The organism is Arthrobacter citreus, assembly GCF_038405225.1.
GTDB lineage: Bacteria > Actinomycetota > Actinomycetes > Actinomycetales > Micrococcaceae > Arthrobacter_B > Arthrobacter_B citreus_A.
Genome location: NZ_CP151657.1, coordinates 2,335,674 through 2,356,170 on the forward strand (window position 1 = coordinate 2,335,674; position 20,497 = coordinate 2,356,170).

A 20,497-nucleotide genomic window follows, 5' to 3' on the forward strand; every position below is an offset into this window, starting at 1 on the left:
CCGCACTTCGTGCTTGAGGGACAAACAAAAACTGCACGTCTCCGGCCGGAGACGTGCAGTTTTTGTCTTTGGTCAGGCGTACCGGGTTAGACCGCTTCCAGCGAGTCCAGGTACCGGCGGCGGGCCGCTTCCTGCTTGATGCGGGCGCGCTCCCTGCGGGCCTTGGTGGGCCAGGCACAAATCAGCACCACGATGCAGGTCAGCAGCACCAGGCCGGCAATGGCGATTCCGGCATCCATCCAGAACTGGGCCGGGAAGAGCCGAATCAGGGTGTCGTCCATCCGGAACGTCCAATTGCCGTTGGCAAAGAAAATCGTGTGCACCTGGGTGAAGAAACTCTCCCAGCCCAGGACAGCGGTGACGATCAGCGCGCCCACCAGCACCAGGGTCAGCACCGCACCGGAGAAGAGCGCGCGGCGGATTCCGCCGGGGCTGCGCTTGGCCAGATAAATGCAGGCGAGCAGGCTCAGGAAGGCCATCACCAGCGCGGACACAAAGGCTATGGTCAGCACGGTCTTCACGTCAGCCATGTGGCTGACTTCGCTCTCCAGATACAGCGGCTCGCCCCCGGCTGTGACCAGGTCGCCCAAATAGCGGGAACCGGAGAAGTTGAGCAGGTAGTCCACTGCGTAGGAGCCGTACGTCATGCGGTCATCGGTGGAGAAGCCGTACCCGTCCGAGGGGAACCCCGGGCGGTGATACTCCACCCAGAGGAACACCGGAGTGGCGACGGCCCGGATGGCCGCCGCGAGCAGCATGACCGGGAAGAACACCGCAATCATCACCTGCAGGATGCGCGCCAGGATGGGTTTAGCCGTCCCTGCCCGCTCGCGTTCCTCGGCCCGGCGGCGGGCTTCCTCCTCGGAAATTTCATCATCGGCAGCCGGGTTGGCGCCTTCCTTGCCGGAAAGCGCGCCCGCGGACTTGGCGTCCGCGGACTTCGTGCCGGCGGAGTGTGCGCCGGCAGCGGCCGACGGCGCAGCCTTGGCGGAAGTGTCGATCAGAGCGGTTGCGGGTGCGTCCGCGGAACCGGACCCGGCAGCGCTGGAACCGGTTGCCCCGGACCCGGCAGCACCGGAAACAGCGGCACCGGAAACAGCACCGGCGCCGGCCGCGGCAGCGGGAGGTGACGCATCCGTGGCTGATGTTCCGGTGCCCGGCGCAGCTGCGGCAGCGGTTTCAGCAGGAGTGTTGGCAGCCGAAGGAGTCTCAGCAGCTGCAGTTTTTTGTGCAGCGGCGGACTTCCCTGCCGGCGCTGCGGCCGCGGAGGCGTGAAGGCCGGCCGGCATGTCAGCGTTGATGTCCCCGGCTGCCTTCTGCTCAGCTTCCGAGAGTTCCCCGTAGCCGCTCAGGTCGGGCAGCGTGCTGGCGCGCCGCATCGGCAGGCTGCTTCGCTGGGCCAGGGAGGGATGGCCGCCCGGCACCACGTCAGTGTCGGCACCTGCCGCATTGCCAGTGGCAGCAGTATCTGTCCGAAGGGCTGCGGTTTCGGCGGGTGTTCCCGCAGCGTCAGCGAAGGCTGCATCCCAGTCGTCGTGACCGAGGCCGTCATCGCTGGCGGGGGAATCAGCTGCAGCGCCGGTGTCCGCTGCGGTGCTGCCCGATCCTTCAACCGCGGCAGATGCGGGGAGCTTTTCCTGGGCCCCGGTGCCGGTTGCATGGTCTCCGCTGACGATGGTCTCGCTGGCATCGCTGAGGGCGTCACCGGCGCCGGTTTCGGTCCGGTCCCGCCCGGTCTCGGCGGGGCCTCCGGTCGTCGGTAATTGCTGGGGGGTGTCGTCCTGGCTTGCCACTACTTCCTCTTTCACTTCCCTGGCCTGTCATTCGCGGCCTTTTTGCGGATTCCGGTGGGCTTTCGGGCTCCATCCTCCTTCGACCCTACCGGGCGAGCGCAGCGGGAATCGGCAGCCACCCCGCATCAGCCGCAGAGTTCCCGTAACTGTTATCTTCCCCCGGCACGCTTGACCGCTCATGCGGTCCGCAGGACATCCCCACTGTCGCGCCGTGACAGGTCTCCGCGGTGTCCGGCCCGGTACGCGCGGCTCCCCAGGACCAGGGTATAGGTCCAGTACGCGGCGAAGAGGGCCAGTCCAATGCCCAGCCGCAGCCAGAACGGCAGCGGCGAGGGGGTCACAAACCCCTCCACCAGCCCGGACAGGAACATCACGATCACCAGTCCCAGGGCCACGGTGAACAGCGACCGCCCCTCGGCGGCGACAGCGGCGCCCCGTGTTCGCCGGCCGGGCGCAACCCAGGCCCAGAAGATCCGCAGCCCGGCGGCCACCGCAATGAACACGGCGGTCAATTCCATGAGGCCGTGCGGCAGGATATAGGCGAAGAAGGTGTCCAGCTCGCCGTAAGCGGCCATGGTGCCGCCTGCGATCCCCACGCCCATGGCGTTCTGGTACAGGACGAACGGCCCCCAGATGCCAGTGATCCCGAAGGCAACTGACTGCAGGGCAATCCATGCGTTGTTGGTCCAGACCTGTCCGGCGAAGGACGCGGCGGGGTTCTCGGAGTAGTAGGCAACAAAGTCCTGCTCCACATACCGCTGGATTTCCGCGTCCGAGCCCATGGCAGCGGAGATGACGGCGGGCGTTGATGCGGCCCATGCTCCCACCAGCCAGGCCATGAGGATAAAGGCCGCCCCCACGGCCAGCGTAAGCCAGCGGACCCGGTAGAAGCCGGCCGGGAGCGCGTAAACGAAGAAGTTCACCAGATCCTCGAGGAAGTTCGAGCGTGCGCCCGTGAAACGGGTCCTGGCGCGGGACAGCCGCATGGACAGGGCCGCGGACAGGGCTCCCTCGGGAGCCACGGAGCGGATGGTGGACAGATGGGACGAGGTGCGCCGGTACAGGCGCAGCAGTTCATCGGCTTCCTCCCCGCTGAGCCGGCGGCGCGCGGAGAGTTCATCCAGCCGCTGCCAGTCCGGGGAGTGCACTGCACTGAAGGCATCCATATCCACGGTTACACCCTAACGCTGGGTACAGTGGAGTTCCCACCACGAATTGCCGCCGGGAGGAGCACGCGTGAGTTCCATCGTCACCGGGGAGGCCGTTGTCCTGGAGCTGCGCCCGGCGTCCTTTGCCGCACGGGCCCTCAGTTCCCTGATCGACGTCGTCACCCAGCTTGTGGTGCTTCTTGGGCTGCTGGTGCTTTTCGGACGGACGCTGGGACAAACCGTGGATCCTGCTCTCGGCGCAGCCCTCATCTTGACGACCGTTGTCCTGGTCATGGTGGCAGCGCCCGTGGCGGTGGAGACACTGACCCGGGGCAAGTCGCTGGGGCGCCTGGCCATGGGCCTGCGGATAGTGCGCGACGACGGCGGTGCAGTGCGCTTCCGCCACTGCCTGATCCGCGGCATGGCTGCGATCCTCGAGATCTATCTGTCTGCCGGCTCCGTGGCGTTCATGGTGGCGATGTTCAATGAGCGGTCCAAGCGCCTCGGCGACATCATGGCCGGAACCTATGCCCTGCGGGAACGGATCTCCGCTCCCGCATCCCCGCAGGTTGAGGTCCCGCCGATGCTCGTGGGATGGGTGCGGCTGGCCGACTTGGGCCGGCTTCCGGATGCCCTGTCCCGCCGGGTCTCACGGTTCCTGACCCAAAGTGCCCGGCTGTCGCCGCAGTCGCGCAGCGCGCTGGCCGCGGGGCTGGCCACTGAAGTCTCGGCTTTCGTGTCACCGCAGCCGCCGGCCGGGACCTTCCCCGAGGACTTCCTCCGCGCCGTCATGGCCGAGCGCCGGACCCGGGATTTTGTTTCGCTGACCCGGCAGCGCGAACGCACCGAGCTGATGGGCCAGCGCCTGCACCGGCTTCCGTTCAGCCGTTAACCGGCATCTCGCGCTACTGCTTGGGCTGGCTGACCCACTCCGCCCACGGCAGGTTCCAGTCGCCAAAGCCATCCCACACAAACATCGGTCCATAGCCGGTGTTCAGCACCTGAACGACGTCGCCCGCATCGAAGTTGTCGTAAATGTACTTGGCGCCCTCGGGGCTCATGCCGATGCAGCCGTGGGAAACGTTCGCCACGCCCAGCACCGGCTGGGCCGACGGCAGGGCCTCGTGGATAAACGCGCCGCCGTTGGAAATGCGGGAGGCGTTCTTGGCGGTCACCGGCTCGTAATAGTGCTCGTCCCCGGGCTTCAGCCCCAGCGATTCGGCCTTGAAGGGGATGGTCTGATGCTGGTCCATGATGACGTGGTAGCCAATGGTGGACGGCCAGTCCTGGGTGCCCAGCGTCACCGGGAAGGTCCGGGTCAGCACGCCGTCAATGTAGACGCGCATCATCTTGTCCGCGTTGTCGACAACGGCAAGGCGGGTGTTGTGGGTGGTGAAGCTCGCGGTTTCGTTGAAGTTGCCGATCATTCCGTTGCCGAAGTCGACGCCGAAGAGGGCCATGTCCACGGTGATGGTGCTTTGCGGCGCCCAAAACTCCTCGGCCCGGTACCGGACCTGGGTGTCGCTGATCCAGTAGAACGCCCCCACCTGACCCGACGTGGACGTGATCTTGATGGACGCTTCCACTTCAGCCTTGTTCAGCACCGGCTCGCTGAACCGCAGCTCGATCGGCTGCCCGATGCCCACCGTGGTCCCGGAGGCCGGATACATGACGGCGTTGGCCTCATTCGCCGGAGTGACCGTGGTGAACTTCCGGGTTTCGGTGCTGGTTTCGCCGTTGGCGTCGGCCAGCGTGTACGTCAGTTTGTACGGCGTGTTGAAAGCCAGCGGAGCCGTGGCGGTCCACACGGTATTCCCGGCACTGAGCTCGCCGGGAACCGGCTCGCCGCCGGCCTCGGGCACCAGCTTCGCGTCCTTTACCGTCCCGTCCTGCACCGTGATGACCGGAGCGGTGACAGGGTTCACCTCGACGGCGTCAGCCTCGGGAGTGACCACGGCAAGGGGCTCGGGGACGGCGGGTTTTGATGGCGTGGGCTTCCCGGAGTTTGACGGCGAGACTGAGGACCCCGTGCCTGAGGAGTTGGTGTCCTCAACGGCAAAGGAGCACGACGTGAGCGAAGCTCCGCCGCCCAGAAGGACGCATCCAGCCAGCACGGAGCTGATCATCCAGCTCTTTCGCCTTTTCATACCCTGTGCCATAACTGCTTACCAAAACTTCCCGGTGCTCTCGACAGATGGAGCAACCATGCCCCCCGCGACATTTTACGGCATGCCGGTGCAGGCTCCGGACCTGCGGGCACCGGGACCCAGCAGCGGTGCCCGCGCCTGTCCCGGCCCCTAGTAGCGGTAGTGCTCCGGTTTGAACGGTCCGGCGACGTCAACGCCCAGGTATTCGGCCTGGCTCTTGGTGAGTTCGGTCAGTTCGACGCCGAGGGCCGCCAGGTGCAGGCGGGCCACCTTCTCGTCCAGGACCTTGGGCAGCACGTACACCTGGTTGGCGTAGCCGCCGTCCTCCACCGGTGTGCCGTGCTTGGTGAACAGCTCGATCTGCGCGATGGTCTGGTTCGCGAAGGAGTTGGACATGACAAACGAGGGGTGCCCGGTGGCGTTGCCCAGGTTCAGCAGCCGACCCTCGGACAGCACAATGATGCTGCGCTGTTCCGCAGTTCCCTCGTCGAAGATCCATTCGTGCACCTGGGGCTTGATCTCGACCTTGCGGATTCCCGGAACCTTCGCGAGTCCGGCCATGTCGATTTCGTTGTCGAAATGCCCGACGTTGCCCACGATCGCCTGGTGCTTCATCCGGGCCATGTGCCCGGCCATGATGATGTCCTTGTTGCCCGTGGTGGTGATGAACAGGTCACCCTGTCCGAGCACTGATTCCAGCCTCGCCACCTGGTAGCCGTCCATGGCCGCCTGCAGGGCGCAAATGGGATCGATTTCGGTGACGATCACCCGGGCACCCTGGCCGCGGAGCGCTTCCGCCGCACCCTTGCCGACGTCGCCGTAGCCGCAGACCACTGCCACCTTGCCGCCGATCAGCGTGTCGGTGGCGCGGTTCAGGCCGTCGGGCAGGGAATGCCGGATGCCGTACCTGTTGTCGAACTTTGACTTCGTGACTGAATCATTGACATTGATGGCCGGGAAGAGCAGCGTCCCCTCGGCCGCGAGCTGGTACAGCCGCAGGACACCGGTGGTCGTTTCCTCGGTGACGCCGCGGATACCCTTGGCAATTTCAGTCCATTTGCCCGGGTTTTCCGCCAGGGAGCGGCGCAGCACGTCCAGGATGACGGTGTATTCGTGGGAGTACCCCGCGTCTCCCTCCTCCGGGTTCTCCGGGACGGCGCCGGCAGCCTCAAACTCGACGCCATGGTGCAGCAGCATGGTCGCGTCGCCGCCGTCGTCGAGAATCATGTTCGGGCCGCCGGAGCCTTCAGGCCAGGAAAGGATCTGCTCCGCGGTCCACCAGTACTCCTCGAGGGACTCGTTCTTCCAGGCGAACACCGGGACGCCGGCCGGCTCCGCGGGTGTTCCCTTCCCCACGACGACGGCGGCCGCGGCCTCGTCCTGCGTGGAAAAGATGTTGCAGGAGGCCCAGCGGACCTCGGCGCCAAGGGCCGTGAGGGTTTCGATCAGGACGGCCGTTTGCACGGTCATATGCAGGGATCCGGCGATGCGGGCGCCCTTGAGCGGCTGGCTGGGGCCGTATTCGCGGCGCAGGGCCATCAGGCCGGGCATCTCGTGCTCCGCCAGGCGGATCTGGTGGCGTCCGGCCTCGGCCAGGGACAGGTCTGCAACCTTGAAATCGAAACTCACGGGGCTCCTCAGTTCGAAGTGGCGGAAACGGAGTCGGAAGCGGCTGCTGAAGCCGGGGGCAGCAGAACCGGGATGCCCTCTTCCAGGACGTAGCGCACGCGCCGGCCGCCGGCGTCGGGGGCGGTGGAAACCAGCTCGCCGTTAACTTCTTCCAGGGGTGATCCCGTTACGGGGCAGCGCAGGACCGACATCAGATCGGCTGTGAGTGTGGCCATGGATTGCAGCACTTCCTTGGATACGTGGATGCCGTGCTCGGTAAACGCGGCGCAGGTCCCCAGACTATCCCTTTGGGTACCGGTTTCGCCCGGCTCAGACCTCTTCGCGGAGCACGCGAAGATGCGCGCGCCGGGTGCCGGGAATTTCAGCGGGGGGTTCAAGGGCGTGCTTGCCGGTCCGTTTGGGTGCTTCGACTGCAGGGGCCTCGGCCGCTTCCCGCACGGCATCCACCAGGGCTGACAAATCGTCCCGGCTCGGAGTCCGGGGCTGGCCCGAGAGGTTCAGCCGGACCACTTCCCAGCCCAGCGGAACGGTCAGCCGGGCCGCGTGCGCGCTGCACAAATCGTAACAATGGGGTTCGGCGTAGGTCGCCAGCGGCCCCAGCACGGCGGTGGAGTCGGCATAGACGTATGTCAGGGTGGCGACAGCCGCCTGTCGGCACGCTGATCTTGAGCACAGTCTTAAGGAATCCACGGAGGATCACTTTACCCGGCGCGGACGCCGGTGGCGGGCAGGCACGCCGGTGCGGGACGCACCTGAAAACAGTGCCCGCTCAGCAGCTTCAGAGGTTACAGTTCTTATATGTCCACCGGACCAACTCTCAGGGTGAATCTCGGTCCCGACGACGGCTCCGGCCCGGCGTCGCCCGGAAGCGGGCTGCAGCGCCCGTTTCACCGGCGCCGCCGCAACCGGCACGGGCGCGGGCTGCGCGGGGAACTCATTCCGGCCCATCTTGCGGGCTCACGGTCCCGTTCGGAGCGCTTTGACGCCTGGGTGCTGGAGTCGGCGCAGCGCTTGGAGCGGCTGTGGGGAGAGAACATCCAGACCTACCAGTTTGTGGTTCAGGACATTCCGCCGGGACTCGAGGAGCTGGCTGGATCGGGCGAACACCTTCCCTTCGGTGCCGGCACTCCCGCCGCCGGTCCGCGCCCCGCGGTGATCACCGTGTACCGGCATCCGGTGGAGGCTGCGGCCCGCGGCCTGGTGCCGGTCAGCGAACTGATTCACGACGTCGTGGTGGAACAGCTGGCAACCCTGATGGGGATGGATCCGGAAACCGTTGATCCCACGTACGGCCGCTTCCGGCCGCTGTAGAAGGGCACCGCCCGGTCCGCGAAGCGGCTAGTAACCCAGGCCCACCGGCACGCTCAACCCGCCGATGCTGCCCTTGGGCAGCGGCAGCACCGAAACCCCAGGGCCGTCGTTGGACGTGACCACCTGGGCGCCGTAAACCGCTTCCCCGGTGGTGCTGACCAGCACCGCTGCGAGGTCCGATCCCACGCGGGTGGCGGACACGTTTACCGTTGTGCCGGCCGCCACTGCCACCACCTGCTCTTCCTGCAGCGCGCCGTCGCTGCCAATCCCGGTCAGGCGAACTTCCGCGTCACCGGTCGGAGCGGAAAAACTGAGCACTGAGGTTGCGTTCGGCAGCACGGCCAGGTGTTCGCTGCCCAGCCGCTCCCCCGACGGCGCGACGGCGATGTCAACCGGCGCGTCAACCTCGCTTCCGCGGCTGGAGACAACACCGGCCAGCACCGAAACGTCAGCGGTGACCTCCACTGTGTACGTGCCCTCGGGCAGGTCGGTCAGGGGCAGCTGGCCCACACTGCCCGCGGGAACGGTAAAGACTCCGCCGCCGTCAATGGCCAGCTCGCCCTTGGTGCCGAGCACCCGAACGGACACCACAGCGTTGGTGCTGCCGGGAACGGCCACCTGGAGGGCCGGAGCTGCAAACTCGAATCCACGCTGCGCCGCCACCTTCTTGGTAGCGGCCGGATCCTGGATGCGCACACCGCTGATCACCTGTTGCGGCGAGGCCGCAGCCGTGGGCTGGAGAAGTTCCACCCCGCCGGGTGTGAGGCCGCGCAGAATGCTCTGCTGCACCAGGGCGGTGACCGGCCCGCCGGAGCTGCGCACGTGAACCGCGGCGGCCGGTTCGTTCGCGGCCAGCCCGGCCATCACGAGGGACTTGGTTTCCCCCGGGGGAACCAGCAGCCCCCGGCTGCCGCCGCCTTCAACGCGTCCCTTGGACCCGAAGATTTCCAAGTCGACGGTGGCCGCGCTTTCGGATGAATTGGTCAGCCGCAGCACAGCGGTGGCGCCCACCGTGGTGCGCACACCGGTGATCCACATGTCGTTGCCGGGGGCCTGGCAGTTTGCGGCCGCGAGCCCGGAAAGATCCCCGTCCCCGGCGGCGAAAGTAACAACTCCGTTGGCCGTGGCCTGCTGGGTGCCAGTGGGTTCGGCGCTCAGCACGCTGACATCGGAGACGTCCTGCTGACTGATAACTCCGGCGCTGCGGACACCGGCAAGGGGTGCGGCATCCGACGCCTTATCGGCGATCGTTTTGAGGACAGTGGTGCCGTCAGCCTGGAGCAGCGCGGACCCGGGCACCGGATGGCCGGCCCCGCTGAGCACCGCGGCGCTCAGCGATGTCCGGGCCGACGCCGACACGGGACTGAACTGCGGGTCCGTCCCGGCCACGTCGCCGGACAACAGCCGCAACGGTTCCGGGCACACCGCGGTCAGCGGTCCGGCGGGAACCTCGGCAGCTGCCACGTCCACAGTCCTTCCGGCAGCACCGGGCTCCACTACCTGGGATCCGGCCACCACGGCGGCGGCCGCGGCAAGCACCAGCACCCCGGCAGCAGCTGTTGCTGCCCGCTGCCGGCGCCGCTTCCGGCGGGACCTGGTTTCCGCCCGGCCCGAAGCCGGCGGCAGGTCCGTGGTGGCGTCCGTTTTTTTGCTGCCGGAATCCTTGCGGCTCATCAGCGCATTCCTTCCGTCGCGCCGGATTCTCCGGAGGCGTTCACTCTGTCATTGTGCCTGTCCGCGGCGGCGTTGGAGTCCGCGTTTGTTCCGGTTCCGGCCGGTGACCCTGATCCTGCGGCCTGCCGTGCCGCTACGGGAGCGCCAGACCTGGCAGGTTCGGCCGTGCGGGTGGAGGTGTCTTCCACTGCGGGAGCGGTTGCGGGGATTCCCGCAGCTTCTTCGCGCAGCGGCCCCTGCCTGCCCGGCAGCCGCACGGCGCCGGCGCGGCTCCGTGTCGGCACTGCCAGCAGCACGGTCAGGGCAATCACGAGCACCTGCAGGGCCCCCACCCATGGTTCCCACAGGGTGTCATAACTGATCTCCAGCTCTCCGCCTGCCGCCGGCAGCTCGAAGGCCTGTGCCCAGCCGTCCGCGGTTGCGGTCAGGGGTGCACCGTTAAGGCTTGCGCGCCATCCGGGATCCGAGCGTTCGGCCAGCACCAGCAGCCGTCCTTCTCCGCCGTCGGGGATGGTTGTCTCGACGTTGGTGCGCCCGGAAGGAACCACGGTTTCCGTTGTCCCGTCGGCCGCCACAATCCGTGCCCTGCCGGAATGTTCCTGCAGGCCTTCGGTGCCCTGCGCCTCAGCCTGCCCGGCAACCCGCCACAGCCAGCCGGAGCCTGTCTGTCCCACCGGCGTCAACCCGGGAACCGAGTCCATTTTGCCGGCCAGGAGTTCCGCCGAGGTGTCCGACTGCTGCAGGACAATGTAGGCAACGCCGAGGCGCGCGAGTTCACCGCGCGGGTCCACGCCGGTTCCGGCGGTGATGACGGCAACCGCGCGGCGCAGGTCGGACGCGGCATCGTCATCACCAGCGAGTTCCTCGCCGTTGACCGGTCCGGTGATGGCACGGGCCGCATAGATGGCGGACATGCTGTCCATAGTTGTGCCGCCGTTGCGCATCAGGGCTGCTGTGACGTCGTCGTTCGCATCCGTGCGCAGCAGCAGCGTCCGGGTGCGCTCGTCACTCCCGCCCTTATCCGCTGCGGTGGCGGGAAGCGTGAGCTCGGCCGCCGGTTCAACGAGGAAGCGTGAGCCGATAACGCCGCCGGCACCGTCGGCGGTTGCGGAGCCGGCGGCCAGCGGAATGCTCCACAGTGCAAGGCTCGCCGCGGGGCCGAGGGCCAGGAGCACGCCCAGCAGAACGGCGGCCGGACGAACGGTCCGTCCGGAGATGCCACGTCCGGAGGGAGCCGTTTCGGTGGTGCCGCTGACGGCGGAACGCCGCGTGGTGCCGCGGCGGGCCAGGAGGGCGTCACCGGTGAGCAGGGCGGCACTCAGCTGCAGGAACACGGCGGCCGAAACCAGCGGGCCCGGGAACGGGGTAACGAGCGCGTCTGCGGTGGCGCCGGTCGCGACAAAGGTCGAAAGCCAACTCAGTACCAGGGCCAGGATGCTCAGGACCCACGCAAGGCGGGCCAGGGCGGCCCGGGGGCCGCCGAACAGCGCGGCAGCGGAAAGCGCCACAACGGGAGCTCCAACCAGCAGGGCCAGCACCAGCGGCCAGGGCCCGGCGGGCAGGAACTCTGCCATGGGCAGCGGAGAGGCCAAGTCGAAGGCAGCGGGGAAACCCAGGATTTGCTGCCACAGCGCAGCCGGGTCAAAGGCCAGGGGTACCCCTGGATCGGCGGCCATGGCACGCGGGCGTCCCAGAGTGGAGAGCGCCATGGGCAGCAGTAAAACGGCGGACGGCAGCAGCGACCACCACAGGGTCCTGGCGCGCCGGCGCAGCCGCAGGGACAGCAGCAGCACCGCAGCCGCGGCCAGGACAAACAGCGTGGGCGCCGATGCCGTGAGGACAGCCAGCAGCAGGCCTGCCGCTGCGGCGGCTGCCCAGCTGGGAACCCCGCCGGTGCCCGGGAACAGGACGATTCCGGCAGGGGACGGCTGCCGTTCCCCGGATCGCGCCGCCGCAGCGGCAGGCGCTCCTGCTCCCACGGCACGCAGCGCGGCCAGGAAGAACAGGGGCAGCAGAATATGTGCTGTCAGCGCGCCGAGGCGGCCCTCCCCCAGCGCCACCTGCAGCGCCGGCGCGGCGCCCCAGAACATGGCGGCCCAAAAACGCAGTCCGCGGTGTCTGGTCAGGGCGCCCGAGGCAAACCATGCGCTGAGTCCGGCCAGCGGCATGGCCGTGAGCATCAGGGCTACAACGGCGGTGTTGGTGTTGCCCAGGCCGGCCGTCCCCAGCAGCCACAGGACGTAGTCAAACGGATCTCCGTGGCCCGGGTAGCCGGAGCCAAGCTCAATCCACCAGGATGAAGCGTTGGCCCAGATTTCCCCGAGCCGGCCGGACAGAGGCAGCAGCGCGCCGCCGGCCAGTGCCGGTGCGCCGATAAAGCGGTGCAGGGCGATCAGCGAAGCGGCCAGGAGCAGCAGCAGCGCAGCGACGGCGCCAACACCAACCCACGCACGGGAGGGGGTGGCCAGGGACGCGAAGTCGTCGTTGGAGTCTCCGCTGGGCTCGAGGGAACCGGCATCTGCGCCGGATCCGGGCAGCCGCGTGGTCCCCGCCGGGGTTAGCCCGTACCCGGAGGCGGAGGCATCAAGGGGTTCGGCTTCGAACAGGGAGCGGCGGTGTTCCCGCACCTCCCGGTGACCGGTGCGCAGGGCATGAACGGCGCTGCGCGGACGGACCCGGGTGGCGGCAGCGGCACGGCGGGAACGATACAAATCCACCGGGCGCAGCACGCCGCCGATGCTCGCGGTGAGCGAGGCCAGTGCGTACGCGGGATCCTTGGCCAGCATGCCCAGGAAGAACCGGCCAAATCCGCCCAGGACGGCGCCGGCCATGAGGAACGGCACCTGCCACAGCGGAGCATGTTTGAGCCGCAGGAAAATTTCGGCCCGGCGGGAGGCACGGGCGGAGGCAGCGGTGTTGGGCCTGCTGCCGGCATGGCGTACCTTGGCCGCCGGGACCACGACAACGCGGTGTCCGGCAAGCCGGTTGCGCCAGCACAGGTCAACGTCGTCACCGGTGCCGGGCAGCGCCGGATCAAATCCGCCCAGGGCTTCCCACACGTCCCGGCGCACGAGCATGCCGGCGGAATTCACGGCAAAAATGTCGCTGCGGGCGTCGTACTGGCCCTGGTCCAGTTCATCGGCATCAATCAGCGTTACCCGTTCGGCCCATCTGCTGATGGACACGCCGACGTCGACGAGCAGCCGCGGGTTCTCCCAATCAACCTGCTTGGTGCCGGCGATGGTCACCGAGGGCGCGCGCTCAACGGCGAGCAGCAGTTCCTGCAGCGCCTGCGGCGCGGGGGCGGAGTCATCATGGAGCAGCCACAGCCAGTCCACGGTTTCATCGGAAGGCTCGGATTCGGCCAGCCCGGCCAGGCCCGCCCGGACGGCGGCGCCGAATCCGGTCTTGGGGGGTGCGCTCACCACCGGGCTGCCCGGAGGCAGGGTTTGCCGCAACAGCGCGGCGGAGTTATCCGTGGAGCCGGCGTCTACGCCAACGCACAGGTCAGCCGGCCGGGTTTGTCCGGCCAGGGATGTCAGTGTTTCGGGAAGGTACTGTGCGCCGTTGTGGGCAACAACAACGGCACAAACGCGAACGTGCGAAGGAATTAGACTGCCTGCTTCCGAAGCCGGCGGCGTTCGCGCTCCGAGAGTCCGCCCCAGATGCCGAACCGCTCATCATTTGCGAGGGCGTACTCCAGGCACTGGGAGCGAACGTTGCAGGCGGCGCAGACTTTCTTGGCGTCGCGGGTGGAACCGCCCTTCTCCGGGAAGAAGGCCTCGGGATCCGTCTGGGCGCACAGTGCGTCCGACTGCCAGCCCAGCTCTCCGTCGTCGTAGTCTTCGCTGAACCCGGGCAGGCCGATCCACACGGGCCGGGCGTCCTTCTCCGCAGGGACCGGGAACAAAGCCACGGGCGGATCGAGGAGGAGCTCCTCGTCCTCGGTGTCCGGAGCGAGGGCTTCGTGGGCGGCCAGGAACGCGGTGGCCTGGTCCTCCAGCTCAGCGGCATCCCGGCGGTAGCGTTCCGCAGCCCCGGGGTCAGCCGGATCCACGTACCAGTCCACGGGCACGCCGCGTGAGCCGTAGCTGGCCGATGCCTGCGCGGCGATGGACCGATCGTGCGTGTATTCTGCCTGCCCCATGGAAGACCTCCCGGTGTTTTTGTCCCTGCAGCGGATCTTTGAGCCCTGCCAGGCACAATCAGCCTGCTTGGAATGCATCTTGGTGGTGGATTGCTGGAACAAATCCGATACCTAATTACACGCGTGTAATACGATGCCGTCAAGCTGTTTCGGCATCCTATAGAGTCAAGACGTCAGATCCCGGGCACGCCACGCCCGGATTTCGGCCCGCGTGACCGGCGCGTCGCAGTTGCGCCCCGGGGGTTTTATTTTCCACCGGGGACATATCCGCTGCGTCCCTGCCACCGGCGCCGGCCGCGGCGCCCCTCTACAGGAAAGAGACCCGAGATGTCCGCCAGGATTTCCGTTCCCACCATACTGTCCACTCTGCGCACCCGGCAGGCAACATCCCCCGCCCTGATTTGGTACGGGCCGGGATCGGAGCGGATTGAACTGTCCGGGAAGGTGCTGGATAACTGGGTGGCTAAAACGTCAAACCTTCTGGTGGACGAGCTCGACGCCGAGCCAGGCATTCGCCTGCGCCTTGATCTTCCGCCGCACTGGAAAACCCTGGTGTGGGCGCTGGCCGCGTGGCAGACCGGCTGCACCGTGCTGGTGGGTGATGCAGCACTGATGGGTGATGCAGCGCGGGTGGGCGATGCAGCGGAGGACAGCGCGGCGGCACCCGATGTCACAGTGACTGCCTCACAGGAGGTGCTGGACACCGCCGACGGGACCGTGGTTGCCGTGGCTCCGGGAGCCCTGGAACTCCGCTGGGCCGGAAGCCTTCCGGCTGCCGCAGTGGATTACGCTGCCGAAGTGCGCAGTTACGCGGACACCTATGTGGCCGGGGACGAGGCCGGGGATCATTACACGGCACTGCACATCACGGCGGGCCCCAGCCTCACCTACGGGCAGCTGGCGGAAGCCGCCGGCAGCGGAGCGCGGCAGACACTGCTGGTTCCTGCCGCAGCCGGCCTGCCGGCAGTGCTGACGGCGTCGCTGCGCACCTGGGCGGCCGGTGGAACGGTGGTGCTGGCGGTGCCGGAAGTGGAAATAACCCCCCGGCTGCTCGCCGCCGAAAAGATTACTGCCCAGCTGGAGGCGTAGGCTCCGCTTCAAGGCTGGACCGGTTCACCCCGGGAACGGGCGGGGTGGTTTTGACTGCCTCCCCGCTGCCGGATCGCTGGGCAGCCCCCGGCTTTCCAGCCTTTTCGTCCAGGAGTTCGTAGTCTCCCTCGTAGCCCGGCTCGTCATCCAGTTCCTTGTTGAAGACCCAGAACCGGTAGGCAAAGAACCGCAGAATGGTCGCGACGCCGATGCCGACAACCCCGGCAAATCCAAGCCACTTGGCGTCGGTGATGCCCATGGGATACTGCGCAACCCACGTGAACCCGCTGGAAATGACAATGCCCACGCCGTTGATGACGAAGAAGAGCACCACCTCACGGGTGACGTTGGCCTGGCGGCGGCGGCGGAAAGTCCAGAAGCGGTTGGCCAGCCAGGAGAAGAGTGTGGCGGCCAGGGCGCTGATGACTCGAGCCTTGGTGGCGCTGCCTTCCAGCGGCCCGTGGAAAAGAATCCACCACAATCCGTTGTCCACCACAAAGGCGAAAGCCCCAACGGTGCCGAACTTCGCGACTTCCCGCCAAAACAGCGAGGCCAGCCCTCTAATGCGCGCAGACAGTGATGAAAACATGATCCTCCGAGGCCGTTGGTGCGCCGCCGGCCGGAATGCCGAAGCTGGACACAGTACCCGCCGCGCTGGAAAGGCGGACGGTAAGGGCACAATATTACCCCCGGTTGATGGGAGTTGTCTGAGGCCCGGGCCCGGAAGTGGCTCCGGAAAACGGGTTTGCGGCCCCTTTTCGGTAACCTAATGTCGTGAGCTTACCTATAATTGGCGTCGTCGGCGGTGGCCAGCTGGCCCGGATGATGGCCCCCGCAGCAGTGGCCCTCGGTTTTGAACTTCGTGTGCTGGCCGAAGGCCCTGACGTTTCGGCCGTTCCAGCCGTTGCCTCCGCCACCGTCGGGGACTACACCGACCTTGAAACCCTTGCCGCCTTTGCCGGCGGGGTCGACGTCCTGACCTTTGACCATGAACACGTTCCGGGATCGCACCTGCGCTCCCTGACAGCGTCCGGGGTGAATGTGCAGCCGTCCCCCGAGGCGTTGATCCATGCCCAGGACAAGCTCGTCATGCGGGCCGCGGTGGACCGGCTTGGCCTTCCCAACCCGCGGTGGGCGGCAGTGTCGGGAATCACAGAATTGGTTGAGTTTGGCACGTCCGCCGGATGGCCCGTTGTCCTCAAAACCCCGCGCGGCGGTTATGACGGCAAAGGCGTCCGGATCATCAACGACGCCGGGGAAGCGGCCGGCGCGGAGGACTGGTTCACCGGAGAACCGCTGCTGGTCGAGGAGAAGGTTCCGTTCACCCGCGAGCTGTCAGCCCTGGTGGCCCGGACACCCAACGGCAGCGCCGTCCCCTGGCCCGTGGTCCACTCCATCCAGGTGAACGGCGTCTGCGACGAAGTCATTGCCCCGGCGCAGGGACTGGACCCGGAGGTGGCGGCCGCGGCGCAGGATGCGGCCCTGCGGCTGGCCGCTGAACTGGGCGTCACCGGGGTCATGGCCGTGGAGCTCTTTGAAACACCCGGGCGTGGACCGGGCTTCCTGATCAACGAGCTGGCCATGCGCCCGCACAACTCCGGGCACTGGACCATGGACGGCTCCGTCACCGGCCAGTTCGAGCAGCATCTGCGGGCCGTCCTTGACCTTCCCCTGGGCGCCACGGATGTCCTTGGCGGCGTCGTCGTCATGAAGAACTATCTGGGCGGTGCAAACACTGATCTCTTCAGCGGCTATGCTCAGGCACTGGCTGCCGAGCCGGCTGCCAAAATTCACAACTACGGTAAATCGGTCCGGCCGGGCCGGAAAATCGGGCACGTCAACGTGGTGGGCCGCAGCGCAGCGGACCTCCCGGAGGCGCGGCGGAGCGCTGAACACGCCGCTGCCATCCTCCGCGACGGCCGCGATTCCCAGAAGGAGAACTCATGAGCAGCCGCGATACGCCACTGGTAGGACTAGTCATGGGCTCAGACTCTGATTGGCCCGTCATGGACGCGGCCGCGGCGGCCCTGGCCGAATTCAACATCCCGTACGAGGCCGACGTCGTATCCGCTCACCGGATGCCCACCGAAATGATTGAGTACGGTCAGCAGGCACACCGCCGCGGACTGCGGGTGATCATTGCCGGAGCCGGCGGCGCAGCCCACCTGCCGGGCATGCTGGCTGCCGTGACACCGCTTCCGGTGATCGGTGTTCCGGTGCCGCTGAAGTACCTGGACGGCATGGACTCCCTGCTGTCGATCGTGCAGATGCCAGCCGGCGTGCCCGTGGCCACCGTGTCCATAGGCGGAGCACGCAACGCAGGACTGCTCGCCGTGCGGATGCTCGCTTCAGGCACCGACCCGCTGGCCGCCAAACTGCAGCAGCAGCTGATCGAGTTTGCGTCCGGACTGCGCCAGAGCGCGCTGGCAAAGGGCGCGAAGCTGCGCACGTCCGTCACCGTCAGCGACTAGGACCGGCCATGGACCAGAGGACCGAATACAACGACGGCGCGGGCATGCTCACCGATCCGGTGCGCAACCCCCAGTCGGCGTCCCCGGCCGCACGCAACAAACGGGCTTTCATCCTGCTGCTGCTCACACTCGTGCTGCCCGGCTCGGCGCAGGTTGTTGCCGGTAACCGGAAGCTGGGCCGCCGCGCCCTGCAGGTGACTTTCACGGTGTGGGCCCTGGTCCTGGCCGCATTGGTTCTTGCCTTCACCAACCGCATCATGCTGGTGAATATCGTCACCAACGGCTGGGCGTCCTTCATCCTCATGGTGGTCCTGGTGGCCCTGGCCGCCGGCTGGGCCCTGTTGTTCCTGAACACGCTGCGCATCATCCGGCCGCCGCTGCTGGAACGGCGCATGCGGCCCATCGTCGCCGGGCTCCTCACGGTCCTCATGATCGGCACCAGCGGCGGGCTGGCCTACGGTGCGTACATGCTCAACGTCAGCCGCAGCGCCGTCGGCAGCATCTTTTCCTCGGGCCCGTCCTTCGACCCGGTGGACGGCCGGTACAACTTCCTGCTGATGGGCGGCGACGCCGGCGAGGACCGCACGGGCCTGCGCCCGGACAGCATGTCCGTCATCAGCGTTGATGCCAAAACCGGCAAGTCCATCACCTTCAGCCTTCCCCGCAACTTCCAGAACGCCCCCTTCCCGGATGATTCCCCGCTGGCCGCCGTGTACCCGGACGGGTACAACTGCGGAGACGAGTGCATCCTGAACAGCCTGTACCAGACCGTGGTGGAGAACCATCCCGACCTGTATCCGGACTCCAGCGATCCCGGGGCCGAGGCCATGATGGATGCCGCGTCCGGCATCCTGGACCTGGAAGTCCAGGCCTACGTGATCGTGGACATGGAGGGCTTCTCCACCCTGATCGACGCCATGGGCGGCATCACGATCAATGCCGGCGGCTGGGTTCCCATCACCGCCGGCGAAATACCGGGAACCAACCGGCATTACCCGCCGGACGGCTGGATTGCCCCCGGCACCCAGAAAATGGACGGCTACACGGCGCTCTGGTACGCCCGGTCCCGTGAGTTTGTCACCGACTATCACCGGATCGCCCGGCAGCAGTGCGTCCAGCAGGCCATGGTGGCCCAGCTGGATCCGGCGACCCTCCTGACCCGGTTCCAGGCCATCGCTTCGGCCGGTGAGCAGATCGTGAAGACGGACATTCCCCAGCACCAGCTGGGCAGCTTCCTGGACCTCGCCCTGAAAGCCAAGGGTCAGCCCATGGACCGGCTGACCATCGGCCCGCCCGACTTTGGCACGGCCGCGGACAACTTTGTGACCTACCCCGATTTCACCCTGATCCACTCACGGGTGGCGGAGGTGATTTCGGGCCAGGGAGCGGAACCTGAAGCGCCGGCGGAAGCACCTGCGGAAGCGCCGGCTGCTGAACAGCCCGCTCCCGCAGAGGGCGGCGACGCCGGCACCAGCACGGACATCGGCACAGAGGCCGGCCCCGCGGAGCAGCCTGCGGAAGCTGAGCAGCCCGAAATCACCGAGGAATACCTGCAGTATCTGGCCGAAATCCAGGATGACGCCACGCTGGGCGCCCTGCTGAGCAACAACGGCGAGTGCAGCCCCGGATAACCCGGCACTCCGGCATCACCGGACCCGTCCCGACGCCTTCGAAAAGAGAGCCATGTACCTGCTGGACAACACACTGCGGCCCTACGCCTGGGGTTCCTTCACCGCCATGGCTGAACTGTTCGGCAGGGAGCCGTCGGGCCAGCCGGAGGCCGAACTGTGGATCGGCGCCCACCCGGGGGCGCCGTCGTCCCTGGTGCCGCCGGTGCCGGACGCCGAAACGCTGGACCAGTTGATCACTGCCGATCCCCAGCAGATGCTGGGCCGGGAAACCGCCGAAACGTACGGCAATGTCCTTCCGTTCCTGGCCAAGGTCCTGGCCGCGGGCACTCCGTTGTCCCTTCAGGTCCATCCCACCCGCGAGCAGGCGCGGGAAGGGTTTGCCGCGGAAGAGGCAGCGGGGCTGGACCGTGCCGCGCCAAACCGCAACTACCGCGACGACAACCACAAGCCGGAAATGATCTTTGCCCTCACGCCCTTTGAGGCGCTGTGCGGTTTCCGGCAGCCGGATGAGGCCGCGGAGCTTTTCCGGGCCGCCATCCGCGCCATCGAGGCACGCGGCGGTGAAACGCCGGAGCTGCTGTCCTGGGCCGTCAGCGAGCTGTCCAGCGGCCATGAGCCTGCGGACCGGCTGCAGAGCGTCTTCCGCACGCTGATCAGCGACGGCGAGGATGTGCGGGAAGCGGTGCGGGTGGCCGCCGGGGCGCTGGCAGGCTCCGCCCCGGAGGACCTGGAGCCGTTCGCGAAGGAACTGGGCACCGCCGCGGACCTGAACGCCTATTACCCGGAGGACCCGGGAGTTCTGCTGTCCCTGCTGCTGAACCGTGCGTCGCTGCAGCCGGGCGAGGCCGTGTACCTGCCGGCGGGCAACGTCCACGCCTACCTCAGCGGCCTTGGCATTGAGGTCATGGCGTCCTCGGACAACGTGCTGCGCGGCGGCCTGACCCCCAAGCACATCGATGTGGCTGAGCTGCTCAAGACCGTCGATTTCCGGCCCGTTGATGTGCCGCTGCTGTCCCCGGTCCATACGCAGATGGGCCAGGAGCTGTACCGTCCTCCGTTTGGTGAGTTTCAGCTGCAGCGGATCGAGCTGGAGCAGCGGGCCCAGGACACGGCGGAGGGCTACTCCCCCGCCGCGTCCATGTCCGGCTCAGACGTTTCGGTGCTGCAGAACGGGCCCACGATCGTCATTGTGGTCCGCGGAACGGTGGTGCTGGACTCCCCCAAGGGTGACCTGGTGCTCGAAACCGGCCAAAGCGCGTTCATTCCGTCCGCTGAGGCCCCGGTGATTGCCAAGCTATCCGCGCATTCGGCCCAGCACGACGACGGCGCACTCGCCTTTGCGGTGACCGTCGGTTCGGCCGACGCTGAGGGGGCCGGTTCCGCCGAGCCGCTGCCGGCGTTTTAGCGCCCCACTGTCCCTGCAGCGAGTGCTGTCCTGACGGCCCTGCAGGACCCGG

General features: G+C 67.3%; 17 protein-coding genes. 7 read left to right on the plus strand and 10 right to left on the minus strand.

Translation table 11 applies throughout. The features are described from left to right. Positions 1-86 precede the first annotated feature (86 nt). Positions 87-1,793, minus strand: a complete 1,707-nt coding sequence (locus AAE021_RS10780) for a TIGR01906 family membrane protein (RefSeq protein WP_342022333.1) — start codon at positions 1,791-1,793, stop codon at positions 87-89. Positions 1,794-1,969: 176 nt separating this feature from the next. Beyond that, a complete protein-coding gene (locus AAE021_RS10785) occupies positions 1,970-2,965 on the minus strand; it encodes a stage II sporulation protein M (RefSeq protein ID WP_342022334.1) in 996 nt (331 codons plus the stop codon). A 64-nt stretch (positions 2,966-3,029) separates the two neighbouring features. Between AAE021_RS10785 and AAE021_RS10790 the strand changes: the two genes are divergently transcribed. Further along, on the plus strand, positions 3,030-3,833 hold the full coding sequence (locus AAE021_RS10790; RefSeq protein ID WP_342022335.1) for an RDD family protein: 804 nt from the start codon (positions 3,030-3,032) through the stop codon (positions 3,831-3,833). Positions 3,834-3,846: 13 nt separating this feature from the next. On the opposite strand, the gene AAE021_RS10795 is transcribed toward AAE021_RS10790, so the two are convergent. The 4 genes from AAE021_RS10795 to AAE021_RS10810 all read right to left on the minus strand — a co-directional run bounded on the left by AAE021_RS10795 (position 3,847) and on the right by AAE021_RS10810 (position 7,407). Further along, positions 3,847-5,067 (minus strand): L,D-transpeptidase, encoded by a 1,221-nt coding sequence (locus AAE021_RS10795; protein ID WP_342022336.1) that lies wholly within the window; start codon positions 5,065-5,067, stop codon positions 3,847-3,849. A gap of 171 nt (positions 5,068-5,238) precedes the next feature. Further along, a complete protein-coding gene (gene ahcY, locus AAE021_RS10800) occupies positions 5,239-6,717 on the minus strand; it encodes an adenosylhomocysteinase (RefSeq protein ID WP_342022337.1) in 1,479 nt (492 codons plus the stop codon). An 8-nt stretch (positions 6,718-6,725) separates the two neighbouring features. Then, complete coding sequence (locus tag AAE021_RS10805; RefSeq protein WP_342022338.1) at positions 6,726-6,932, minus strand: hypothetical protein; 207 nt, start codon at positions 6,930-6,932, stop codon at positions 6,726-6,728. A gap of 94 nt (positions 6,933-7,026) precedes the next feature. Continuing rightward, a complete protein-coding gene (locus AAE021_RS10810) occupies positions 7,027-7,407 on the minus strand; it encodes a DUF3499 domain-containing protein (RefSeq protein ID WP_342022339.1) in 381 nt (126 codons plus the stop codon). A gap of 108 nt (positions 7,408-7,515) precedes the next feature. Here AAE021_RS10810 and AAE021_RS10815 point away from each other — a divergent pair, with 108 nt between their 5' ends. Next, entirely contained in the window at positions 7,516-8,028 is a 513-nt protein-coding gene (locus AAE021_RS10815) for a metallopeptidase family protein (RefSeq protein ID WP_342022340.1), read from the plus strand. A 27-nt stretch (positions 8,029-8,055) separates the two neighbouring features. On the opposite strand, the gene AAE021_RS10820 is transcribed toward AAE021_RS10815, so the two are convergent. Genes AAE021_RS10820 through AAE021_RS10830 form a run of 3 tightly spaced genes read right to left on the minus strand, consistent with a single transcriptional unit; the run spans position 8,056 to position 13,849 of the window. Beyond that, complete coding sequence (locus AAE021_RS10820; protein WP_342022341.1) at positions 8,056-9,702, minus strand: DUF5719 family protein; 1,647 nt, start codon at positions 9,700-9,702, stop codon at positions 8,056-8,058. Beyond that, positions 9,702-13,367: a glycosyltransferase gene (locus tag AAE021_RS10825; RefSeq protein WP_425362477.1), complete on the minus strand. Its 3,666-nt coding sequence runs from the start codon at positions 13,365-13,367 to the stop codon at positions 9,702-9,704. The genes AAE021_RS10820 and AAE021_RS10825 overlap by 1 nt, the downstream gene beginning before the upstream one ends. Beyond that, a complete protein-coding gene (locus AAE021_RS10830; protein WP_342022342.1) occupies positions 13,313-13,849 on the minus strand; it encodes a WhiB family transcriptional regulator in 537 nt (178 codons plus the stop codon). The genes AAE021_RS10825 and AAE021_RS10830 overlap by 55 nt, the downstream gene beginning before the upstream one ends. Before the next feature lie 327 nt (positions 13,850-14,176). Between AAE021_RS10830 and AAE021_RS10835 the strand changes: the two genes are divergently transcribed. After that, a complete protein-coding gene (locus AAE021_RS10835) occupies positions 14,177-14,938 on the plus strand; it encodes a TIGR03089 family protein (RefSeq protein ID WP_342022343.1) in 762 nt (253 codons plus the stop codon). Here AAE021_RS10835 and AAE021_RS10840 read toward each other — a convergent pair. Continuing rightward, positions 14,916-15,527, minus strand: a complete 612-nt coding sequence (locus tag AAE021_RS10840) for a GtrA family protein (RefSeq protein WP_342022344.1) — start codon at positions 15,525-15,527, stop codon at positions 14,916-14,918. The genes AAE021_RS10835 and AAE021_RS10840 overlap by 23 nt on opposite strands. Positions 15,528-15,712: 185 nt before the next feature. On the opposite strand from AAE021_RS10840, the gene AAE021_RS10845 reads away from it, so the two are divergent. The 4 genes from AAE021_RS10845 to manA are packed head-to-tail and all read left to right on the plus strand — an operon-like array spanning position 15,713 to position 20,445. Then, entirely contained in the window at positions 15,713-16,885 is a 1,173-nt protein-coding gene (locus tag AAE021_RS10845; RefSeq protein ID WP_342022345.1) for a 5-(carboxyamino)imidazole ribonucleotide synthase, read from the plus strand. Then, the gene (purE, locus tag AAE021_RS10850; protein ID WP_342022346.1) at positions 16,882-17,409 is read left to right on the plus strand and encodes a 5-(carboxyamino)imidazole ribonucleotide mutase; all 528 of its coding nucleotides are present in this window, start codon (positions 16,882-16,884) and stop codon (positions 17,407-17,409) included. The genes AAE021_RS10845 and purE overlap by 4 nt, the downstream gene beginning before the upstream one ends. Positions 17,410-17,417: 8 nt before the next feature. Then, positions 17,418-19,040 (plus strand): LCP family protein, encoded by a 1,623-nt coding sequence (locus AAE021_RS10855; protein ID WP_342022347.1) that lies wholly within the window; start codon positions 17,418-17,420, stop codon positions 19,038-19,040. Between the two features lie 52 nt (positions 19,041-19,092). Continuing rightward, the gene (manA, locus tag AAE021_RS10860; protein WP_342022348.1) at positions 19,093-20,445 is read left to right on the plus strand and encodes a mannose-6-phosphate isomerase, class I; all 1,353 of its coding nucleotides are present in this window, start codon (positions 19,093-19,095) and stop codon (positions 20,443-20,445) included. Positions 20,446-20,497: the final 52 nt, after the last annotated feature.